This is a genomic window from Brevibacillus sp. GCM10020057 (genome assembly GCF_042683565.1).
GTDB lineage: Bacteria > Bacillota > Bacilli > Brevibacillales > Brevibacillaceae > Brevibacillus.
Window position 1 is genome coordinate 1 of sequence record NZ_JBHUJW010000038.1, and the last position, 9,870, is coordinate 9,870.

Sequence of the window (9,870 nt, forward strand, 5' to 3'; positions counted from 1 at the left end):
AGCGTCAAGCTGGTAAGACCCCTCATAGACGATGAGGTTGATAGGTTCGGTGTGGAAGCGCGGCAACGCGTGGAGCTGACGAATACTAATCGGTCGAGGACTTATCCACACACGCTTGGTAAGCATGCAGATCCAGTTTTCAGCGAACGAACGAATAAAGCTGTATTCCTGATTACTTGCGAAAGTAATGGCGAATACAGCTTTTTTTTTGTAATCAGTGGGAGTGATCTGTGGCCAGTGATTATTTCGATGAATCGGGAGGAACGCGCTTACGCCATCTGTTTCCCGGAAAATGTAATCGTGAAAGCTTGCTGGAGACAAACAACGGGGCTGTCCCAAAAGTCGATTATTTGACTTGGGAACGCCCCTTTTGCTGTTCAAAACGTTAAAAAAATATTGGACAGCCCTGTTAGCTTTGTGCCAAGGGGCGCAGAGGGAGGTTTAGGCGAAAAATGGCACCGGCGACAACGCCGTTACGCACTTCGATGGTTCCCCCTGACCGCTCCACGATGGCACGGGAGATCGCCAGCCCCAGCCCGACTTCCCCCTGTTTTCCTTTTACAAAGCGATGGAACAGATGGGGAAGCAAATCGTCGGGAATGCCCTCCCCATCGTCGATCACTTCAATGATAGCGTGTCGTTTTTCTGTAACCAGTCTGATTTCGATATGCTCCTTTGCATGACGCAGAGCATTGCCTACGATATTGAGCAGTGCCTGCAAAACCTTGTCTGCATCGACATACAGAACGGGGTCTGCCCCTTGGCAGTGCACGGAGATGGTCACGTTTTGCTGCAAGCGGATGGGATGCAGGCGTTCTACCGCTTGTTCCACCAGCTTGGTAGCGGAATGATAGGCAGGGTGAAAAAGGTTATCCTCGCTCTCCAGTTTGGCGAGCAGGATGATTTCCGTCACGATATGCTTCAGACGGTTAGTTTCGGCGACGATGATGTCCAGGCCTTGTTTGGCAGCCTGATCCTGAAAGACGCCGTCCCGGATTCCTTCCGCATACCCCTGGATGGACATTAGGGGGGTTTTCAGCTCATGCGAAGCATTTTGCAGAAACTGGCGCTGGATCTCGTGGAAGCGGTCAAGCTCTTGCGCCATGGAATAGACGCTCTCGGACACTTCCGCGATTTCCCCTCGGGCTGGAATTCGGCGAACCTCGGAAAAGCGGCGAAACTGCACCTTTTTAATCTCCTTGACCAACTGATTCAGCGGGTGCACTATGCTCTTCGTCATAAAAAAGCTCAGCAAAATAGTCGAAGCAACGCCAATGAGCAGGATGAAAATAATGTTCCGCGTCAGTTCCAGTCGTACTTCCTTGAGTCCACGCACGGGAGAGGCGAGAATGAGCCGCTGTTTATCCGTGTTATTGAACGGCAAGTTGACCACCACGTAGTCATCGCCGCCGACGATCCAGATGTTTTTGTCTTTTCGTTTTTCCACTTTTCGCTCCAAAGCGTCCATCCAGCCGTTCAAGCTGGCGGAAGGGAGCGTGGTGAACAGCACCTGCCTCTTTTTACCCAGCAGCAAGACTTCTACTTTCCGATTGGAAACAAACAGCCGGGCGAGCTCCGCGATTGATTCCGGCTGAATGGAGCCGGCAGAATCCTTGTTTTTGTCGATCCACGCCTGCCCCTTGACGATAAGCTCTTTCCTCTGCTGCTCAATCAAGTTGTCCAGCAAAAAGGAGTGAATCAGCATCATGGATATGCCCGTGAGTACGACCAAAAGCAAACTGAACATCAGCGTGATGCGCGCTAGCAGACTCATCCTTCAGCGGTCCTCTCCGGCGAGCGCAAGCGGTACCCAAACCCCCAAACGGTCTCAAGCGGAATTTTATCCAGCTTTTTGCGAATTCGTCTGATCAGATCATCTACGACCCGGTCACTTCCGAAATAATCCTCTCCCCATACGAGAGTGAGCAGTTCATCTCGTGAAAAGGCGCGATTGGGATGCTCCGAAAGCAGGCACAGAATCTGAAATTCCTTTGACGTTACTTCCACTTCCTCGCCAAGGGAATAGACGAGCCGCTTTTCTTTATCCAAAACAAGCAGGTCGCCCAACAGCTGATGGCCAGCTGCCGCGTCTTCAACGGGAGAATGCCGCTCGCCACGCTGTTTCATTTGTTCCCAGCGGCGAAGTGCCCGGTTGACTCGTGCGACCAATTCTCGGGGGCTGAACGGCTTGGTCAAATAATCGTCGCTGCCTAGCTCGAGACCCAAAATTTTGTCCACTTCCTCGTCGCGTGCCGAGATCATGATGATCGGCGCCTCTGTCTCCTTGCGAATGCGCCGGCAAAATTCATAGCCGTTCATACCTGGCAGCATGATGTCCAAAACCCACAGATCGGGTGGCTCCGTCTCCTTGAGGTGCAGTGCCTCTTCTGCAGATTGAACACTTCGGGTCAGATAGCCTTCCTTTTGCAGGTAAGCTTCTACGATCTGCCTGATATTCGGATCATCGTCTACAATGGCAATGGAAAAGGGCTTCATGTGGATTCCTCCAGGGCCTTTTATTCAATTGCTATTGTACAACAGATCGTGGACCAGTCAGGTTATTCCAGAAATTTTCCCACACTTTTCCCATATTTTTCGGAAAGTAATCCGCAGGACTGTTCGATTATTTCTCCCAAAGCTCGACAAGTCGACCTTCAGGATCTTCAATCCAAGCAAACTTTCCAAATTCATTGGCTTCTTTTTCCTTTGCAAGAGGTACACCGATTTGTTCAAGATGCTTAATCGTCTCGTTTAAATTATGAACTTGAAAATTTAGCATGACTTGTTGTTCCCTTGGAAAATAACTGTCATCCTCGGTAAAGAAAGAAAAGATAGTCTCATTTCCCAAATCGGGTTTTATCACAGCGCCATTCCAATTTTCTATTTCAATCTTCAACACTTCACTGTACCATTTTTTTGTCGCTTCAAGATTCTTCGTCCTCCAAAATATCCCTCCGAAACCTTTTATCATCGTATTTCCCCTGTCTGTCATCAAATTTTTAGCTATCCGATTACACGAGATATTCGAGATAGAAATTTGAGTTCCTTTTCCAACTGTACTGCCCGTTCGTTTAGCGTGGCTCTAGCCTAATACTTTTATGAACAACAAGGAAAAAGACAGCCCCGGCAGAGCAGAGCTGTCCTTTTGCAACAGTAGAGAGCGAAGTGCTACTGCAGGGCCTCATAGATCGAGACCTTCTGCGACAAGATTTCCGACTTCAAATCATTCAGTTGCTTCATCAGATCGATGGCCTCGTTCAGGGAAGACTGCCAGGCTGGATCGCCGTTTTTATAGGCTTCTTTAGCGGATGCGAGAGCAGCGTGAACGCCTTGCTTGACTTGCTTTGCCTGCTCCCTGTTCGCTTTCTTGGCATCGCGGATCGGCTTGACTTCGGCTAAAGGCTCTTTCAGGTTTTGGCGGCCTTCTTTCACTTGCGCCACTTCATTTGCGATCGGGGCAAGCCTGGCTTCGATCTTCTGGTGGTTGGCTTCCAGCTGGGCTTTGAGCGAGGCGATTTTTTCCTTGTCTTTGGCCTGCTTTGCGGCTTTCAGCTCGGCAGTGAGCGCCTTGTTCTCCTCACGCACCGGCTTGAGCTCTGCCATCGCTGCTTTGACGGTATCGCGCACTTCTTGAGGAATATTCCCGCGGAGAGAATCCCAGACTGCCTTGTTTTTCTCGCTTTGTGCCTTGAGCTGGCTATTGAGTTGTTTCGATTGCTCCTGGAGGGTTTGCAGCTGCTGGAATTCAGCGGTTTGCTTCCAGCCAGGGTCCTTTACCGGTTTTTCCTCGGCATGGATGATGCCTGCGCTGCTGGCCAGCAAGCCAGTGGTCAGCAAAGATACGGACAGCAACTTTTTCATGGCTTTTCACTCCTGTCAGGTATTGGTTGGTGGCAGTTTCTATGGTAGAGGGGAAATGTGAGAAATGTATGGGATAAGCGAGGGGAAAAGTTCAAAAAAGGCGGAGGGGAAGTGCAAAGGTGCAAAGAGCACATTATGGGGAACGTGAGGATTGACATAAATAAATATTCTAAATAATAATGTATATAAAATAATGATGCCAAGGGATGTGAGAACTTGAACGAAGGTCAGTCGCTATGGACCAAGAACTTTGTCATTCTCGCCTTGTCCAACTTCATGTTGTTCGTTGCCTTTCAGATGTTGGTGCCGACAATGCCGGTGTATATAACTAAATTGGGCGGGGATCAATTGGCGGTGGGGCTTGTCGTCAGTCTGTTCACCGTCTCGGCTTTGCTCGTCCGCCCTGTTACCGGGAAAGTTCTCGATTCGATGGGGAGGCGGCCCGTTCTTTTAAGCGGTCTGGCGATTTTTTTGCTGGCGGTTTGCGGCTATTACTGGATGGCCAGCGTTTTTCTGGTGCTGTCTCTGCGCTTTGTGCACGGTATCGGGTGGGGGATTGTCACGACGACCTACGGGACGATCGCCTCGGATATTATCCCGGCAGAGCGTCGGGGAGAAGGCATGGGCTATTTCGGGATGTTTACCAACCTGGCTATGGCTGTCGGACCGTTAATCGGGCTGTGGCTGTCGCAGAGCTGGGGGTACAGCTGGCTGTTTGCCATCTCCGGCGGTTTGACGGTGTTCGCGATGGTTTTGTCCAGGCTGGTCGAGATCAAGGCGCCTGTCGGGAGCACGCGGCCGGCCGGGGCAGGAAGCGGAGGGCTGTTGGAGAAAAAAGCGCTGTTTCCTGCGCTGCTTGCCTTGCTCACCGGGGTGATGTACGGCGGAGTCGCCAGCTTTATCACCTTGTTCGGGCAGGAAGCGGGAATCGCTAACGTCGGGCTGTTTTTCCTGTTTAACGCGACCTCGCTGATGCTCGTTCGGCCGTTGTCCGGGAAAATTTTTGACAAGAGAGGTCCCCTCTGGGTGCTGTTGCCCGGCGGAGTCATCACAGGGATTGCCGTGCTGGTGCTGTCCTACAGTACGACGCAGACCGGATTGATAGCGTCGGCCATCTTGTTTGGCATCGGAGCGGGAGCGGTACAGCCTTCTTTGCAGGCGTGGACCATCCAGCGGGTAGACCCTTCCCGGCGAGGTGCGGCTATCGGCACGTTCTTTTCCGCGTTTGACCTGGGGATCGGCGGCGGGGCCATGATTCTCGGAGCGATCGCCAAACAGACCGGGTTTGCGCTGATGTATCGGTATTCGGTGATTTTCATGGTTCTCTATGTCGCTATTTATTTGGACTACGTGCTGCGCCAATCGAAAAAGACTTCTACCCCCAAAGCGGTCTCCTCGTGAGCTGCCTTGGGTTTTTTCTTGTAAGCCTTCTCTGTAAATTGCATAATATTTTTGGGAATATATAGGCAGATTCCAAGGAACGCGGACAGAGTGGGTGGAACGGCTGAAAATCAGGCAGCTCGGGGAATCTGGGGTGGATTTTTTGGACGTCTCTTCTTTCTATATGGTATAATGAAGTATTGTGATAACCAGTTGGAGGTTTACTCTTTATGGCAGAAGAAACTGCTCGGTTTCCCAAAGTCGATATTAGCCAAGAGATGAAAGCGTCGTTCATCAGCTATGCGATGAGCGTTATCGTCAGTCGGGCTTTGCCTGATGTTCGAGACGGTCTCAAGCCTGTTCACAGGCGTATTTTGTATGCGATGCATGACATGGGCCTCACACCTGACAAACCGTTCCGGAAATCGGCCAATACGGTCGGGGAAGTAATGGCCAACTACCATCCACACGGTGACTCTTCGATCTACGAAGCGATGGTCCGGATGGCACAAGACTTTAACATGCGCTACATGCTGGTAGAAGGTCAAGGGAACTTCGGTTCGGTTGACGGTGACCCGGCAGCGGCTATGCGTTATACGGAATCGCGTTTTTCCAAAATCGCTCTGGAGCTTTTGCGTGATATTGATAAAGAAACGGTGGACTTTGCGCCGAACTACGATGGACGCAAAGAAGAGCCGGTCGTCTTGCCTTCCCGGTTCCCGAACCTGATGGTCAACGGATCGGGCGGGATTGCCGTAGGGATGGCGACGAACATTCCACCGCACAACCTGTCGGAAGTGATCGATGGCGTCACAGCCATGATCGACAATCCGAACATCACCGTTCCTGAACTGATGAAGATCATCAAAGGTCCGGACTTCCCGACCGCCGGGGAAATTATCGGCTACAGCGGGATTCGCCGTGCTTATGAGACAGGCCGCGGCTCGATCATCATGCGCGCCAAGACTTTGATTGAAGAAGAAAAAGGGAAACCGCGCATTATTGTGACGGAAATTCCTTATCAGGTCAACAAAGCCAGACTCGTGGAAAAGATCGCCGAGCTGGTGCGCGAAAAGAAAATCGATGGCATTACCGACCTGCGCGACGAGTCTGACCGCAAAGGGATGCGGATCGTCATGGAACTGCGCCGCGACGTGATTCCAAAGGTCGTTCTGAACAACCTGTTCAAACATACGCAAATGCAGATGACGTTCGGTGTGAACATGCTGGCGCTCGTGGACGGTCGTCCGCGCGTCCTGAATTTGCGCGACATGCTGTTCTACTATCTGGAGCATCAGCGTGTAATTATCCGCAGACGTACCGAGTATGATCTGAAGCAAGCAGAAGCGCGCGCCCATATCCTGGAAGGGTTGCGTATCGCGCTCGACCATATCGACGAGATCATCAGCCTGATTCGCGCATCCCAGACGACGGACGAAGCCCGCGAAGGTCTGATGACCAACTACAGCCTCAGCTACGAGCAGGCCCAGGCGATTCTCGACATGCGCCTGCAGCGTCTGACCGGGTTGGAGCGGGAAAAAATCGAGAACGAATACCAGGAACTGATGGCAAAAATCGCCGAGCTGCGTTCGATTCTCGCAGACGAAGGCAAAATCTACGGGATTATCCGTGATGAGCTGAATGAAATTAAAGAGAAGTTCGGAGATGAACGCCGCACCGTCATTACGGTTGACGAAAATCATATCGAAGACGCCGACTTGATTCCGGAAGAAGATGTGGTCATCACTCTGACCCATGATGGATATATCAAGCGCCTGCCGGTTTCCACCTATCGCGCCCAAAAACGCGGAGGACGGGGAGTTCAGGGCCTTGGCACCAAGGACGACGATTTTGTCGAACATCTGTACATCACGAATTCCCATGACTACATCATGTTCTTTACGAGCAAGGGCAAGGTGTATCGTCTGAAGGGCTTCGAGATTCCGGATCTTAGCCGGACAGCCAAAGGCACGCCGATCATCAACTTGATCCAGATCGAAAAAGGAGAGCGTGTGAGTGCGGTCATTCCGGTGAAGGAGTTTGACCACGATCGCTTCTTGTTCTTTGCCACCAAGAAAGGGATCATTAAAAAGACGACGCTCGAGTCGTTCGAGAACATTCGCAAAGGCGGGCTGATTGCCGTGAACCTGCGCGAGGATGACGAGCTGATTGGCGTGCGTCTGACGGATGGCAATCAGGAGATCATCATGGGTACGAAGAATGGCATGTCGGTTCGCTTCAAGGAAAGCGATGTCCGCACGATGGGGCGCAACGCTACCGGGGTAAAAGGCATCACCTTGGACGATGATGACGATGTGATCGACATGGATGTGGTCAAGCCGGGCGCAGAGGTGCTGATCGTTACCGCCAACGGATACGGAAAGCGCACACCAATTGATGAATACCGGATTCAGTCGCGTGGCGGCAAAGGAATCAAGACGCACAATGTAACCGAGCGCAGCGGCCATGTCGTCGGCCTGAAAGTAGTAGAACCGGAAGAAGATCTGATGATCATTACGACTTCGGGTATCATTATTCGCACGGAGATGAAAGGCATTTCCGTCATGGGCCGATATACGCAAGGGGTTAAATTGATTCGTTTGGGTGAAAATGAGCAGGTTGGTTCTGTCGCCAAGTGCCCGCCGAACGAAGAAGATGAAGGCCAGGAAGATCATGAAGACAATCAGGACGAAGATCGTATGAATGATGGAGCTACAGATCCTGATGCCAACGATGAAGCCTAATCAAAGGAGGCGTTCCGTCTTTTGGTGGAGCGTCTTTTTTGTGCCGATTGGCATGACTGTTTTGCGGGGAGAGTAGTTCGTTAAAAAGGATTTTTTCCCTTTTAAGGTTCGAGTTGGTATAAAATTGAGTATAGAGACTAATTCATTTATCATGATGGATCGGATGGTGACCAGTGTGCCCATCGTGGACGTAAAGCAACTGAGTATTGGAGCAAGATTGGCGGAAGAAGTCCATACGCCGTTGGGGGGCCTGCTTTTTGCAAAAGGGACGGTTCTTCATGAAAAGGACATTGAAATTTTGAATGTCTTTTTCATCAATCAAGTATCTGTTGAAAATCAGGAAGAAGTGGCCAGGAGCGAGTCGGCAGAGCAAAAGGCGGCCGAACGGCAGGTAGCGGCAGCGAAGGCGCCGTTGGAGAAAGCGGAAGCGTTTCAGAAGTCTTTTGATCAAGCAGTGACGACATTGAAAAACCTGTTGATTCGCGTGCAAGGCGGCGACAATATTCCGGTCATGGAAGTAAGGGAAGTCGTGGCCCCTATCCTCGCCCAATTTCAGTCGCAGCCGCAAATCCTGCTGTCCCTGCGGCATTTTGCGCGGATGGACAGTTACGCGTACGAGCATGCCATCTCAGTCGGGATCATTTCGTATATGATTGCAAAATGGATCAAGGTTCCTGAAAAGGAGTGGATGCAGGTAGCACTGGCAGGGACGTTGCACGATGTGGGCAAAATGAAAATTGATCGGCGAATCCTGCAAAAACCGGGCAAGCTGACGCCAGAAGAATTTGAAGAGATCAAAAAGCATACGGTTTACGGGTATCAAATCATCAAGGCATCACATGGACTCAGTGAAGGGGTGGCATTGGCTGCACTCCAGCATCATGAGCGGGAGGATGGCTCCGGCTATCCGTTGGGGCTGCCCGGGAGTAAGCTGCATCTGTACAGCAAAATTGTCGCTGTCGCGGATGTGTATCACGCCATGAGCTCGGATCGGATCTATCAGAAAGCGCAATCCCCGTACGTGGTGGTCGAACAGCTGATGCAAGACAGCTTCGGAAAGCTCGATCCATTTATCGTTCGGGCGTTCATAGACGGCATTACGCAGTTTGCAGCGGGTACGATCGTCGAACTTAGCGATGGCACGCTAGGCAAGATCGTGTTTACCGATCGCAATCAGCCTACACGGCCAATGGTGGAGGTCGGGGGGAAAATCATCAACCTGGTTGATGCCCGGCATTTATCTATTGTGCAAGTGCTGGAAAAGTAAACAGTGGGACTACCTCTTGGCTCATGCATCGGCAACCGCGCAGTTGATCCGATGCATGAGCCAAGGGGTTTTTTGTGCCTTCTAGAGTGGCGGTAAAGGCTGCTCTCTCATGAGAAAGCAAAGTCCCGCTTTCTTTTGGACAAATCGGGGGTAGGGACGAAGGTGATATTATTTGAAAAAAGTTCATTTGAAATAAAATTTTCTCTTGTGTTTCTTTACTGGACGTGGTACGATATTTCTTGTCGCTTGAGAGTAGCAGACAAGACATACAGATTGGTTAAAAAGAAGTTGTTGACTTGCTGATGATTGTCTGATAAAGTATTGAATTGTCGCTGCTGAGCGAAAAAGAAGTTCAAAAAACTTCTTGCAAAAGCTAGTGTGATGATGTATACTAGAAAAGTCGCTCAACAAGAGTTTGACAAACAAACAAAATGCTCTTTGAAAACTGAACAGCGAAAGCGTTGATGAGTCTATCATTTAATGATTTGCCAGCTTGAAGAAGCGATGAACCAGAAACAAACTTTATTGGAGAGTTTGATCCTGGCTCAGGACGAACGCTGGCGGCGTGCCTAATACATGCAAGTCGAGCGAGTCTCTTCGGAGGCTAGCGGCGGACGG

7 protein-coding genes and 2 rRNA genes are annotated in these 9,870 nt (G+C 50.8%); 5 read left to right on the plus strand and 4 right to left on the minus strand.

Translation table 11 applies throughout. The features are described 5' to 3' along the window. Positions 1–109: ribosomal RNA gene (locus ACFSO0_RS11860) — 23S ribosomal RNA — on the plus strand; the annotation flags it as partial. A 300-nt stretch (positions 110–409) separates the two neighbouring features. On the opposite strand, the gene ACFSO0_RS11865 is transcribed toward ACFSO0_RS11860, so the two are convergent. The 4 genes from ACFSO0_RS11865 to ACFSO0_RS11880 form a co-directional block, all read right to left on the minus strand. After that, the gene (locus ACFSO0_RS11865) at positions 410–1,774 is read right to left on the minus strand and encodes a sensor histidine kinase (RefSeq protein ID WP_376880391.1); all 1,365 of its coding nucleotides are present in this window, start codon (positions 1,772–1,774) and stop codon (positions 410–412) included. Next, positions 1,771–2,496, minus strand: a complete 726-nt coding sequence (locus ACFSO0_RS11870; RefSeq protein ID WP_376880394.1) for a response regulator transcription factor — start codon at positions 2,494–2,496, stop codon at positions 1,771–1,773. Before ACFSO0_RS11870 ends, ACFSO0_RS11865 begins: the two co-directional genes overlap by 4 nt. A gap of 127 nt (positions 2,497–2,623) precedes the next feature. Then, positions 2,624–2,971, minus strand: coding sequence for a VOC family protein (locus ACFSO0_RS11875; RefSeq protein ID WP_376880396.1), 348 nt, complete (start codon positions 2,969–2,971; stop codon positions 2,624–2,626). A 197-nt stretch (positions 2,972–3,168) separates the two neighbouring features. After that, a complete protein-coding gene (locus ACFSO0_RS11880; protein WP_376880399.1) occupies positions 3,169–3,861 on the minus strand; it encodes a hypothetical protein in 693 nt (230 codons plus the stop codon). A 216-nt stretch (positions 3,862–4,077) separates the two neighbouring features. On the opposite strand from ACFSO0_RS11880, the gene ACFSO0_RS11885 reads away from it, so the two are divergent. The 4 genes from ACFSO0_RS11885 to ACFSO0_RS11900 form a co-directional block, all read left to right on the plus strand. Beyond that, complete coding sequence (locus ACFSO0_RS11885; RefSeq protein WP_376880401.1) at positions 4,078–5,262, plus strand: MFS transporter; 1,185 nt, start codon at positions 4,078–4,080, stop codon at positions 5,260–5,262. Between the two features lie 209 nt (positions 5,263–5,471). After that, a complete protein-coding gene (gene gyrA, locus ACFSO0_RS11890) occupies positions 5,472–7,985 on the plus strand; it encodes a DNA gyrase subunit A (RefSeq protein WP_376880404.1) in 2,514 nt (837 codons plus the stop codon). Between the two features lie 151 nt (positions 7,986–8,136). After that, positions 8,137–9,252: an HD-GYP domain-containing protein gene (locus tag ACFSO0_RS11895; RefSeq protein WP_376880406.1), complete on the plus strand. Its 1,116-nt coding sequence runs from the start codon at positions 8,137–8,139 to the stop codon at positions 9,250–9,252. Positions 9,253–9,774: 522 nt separating this feature from the next. Continuing rightward, positions 9,775–9,870: ribosomal RNA gene (locus ACFSO0_RS11900) — 16S ribosomal RNA — on the plus strand; the annotation flags it as partial.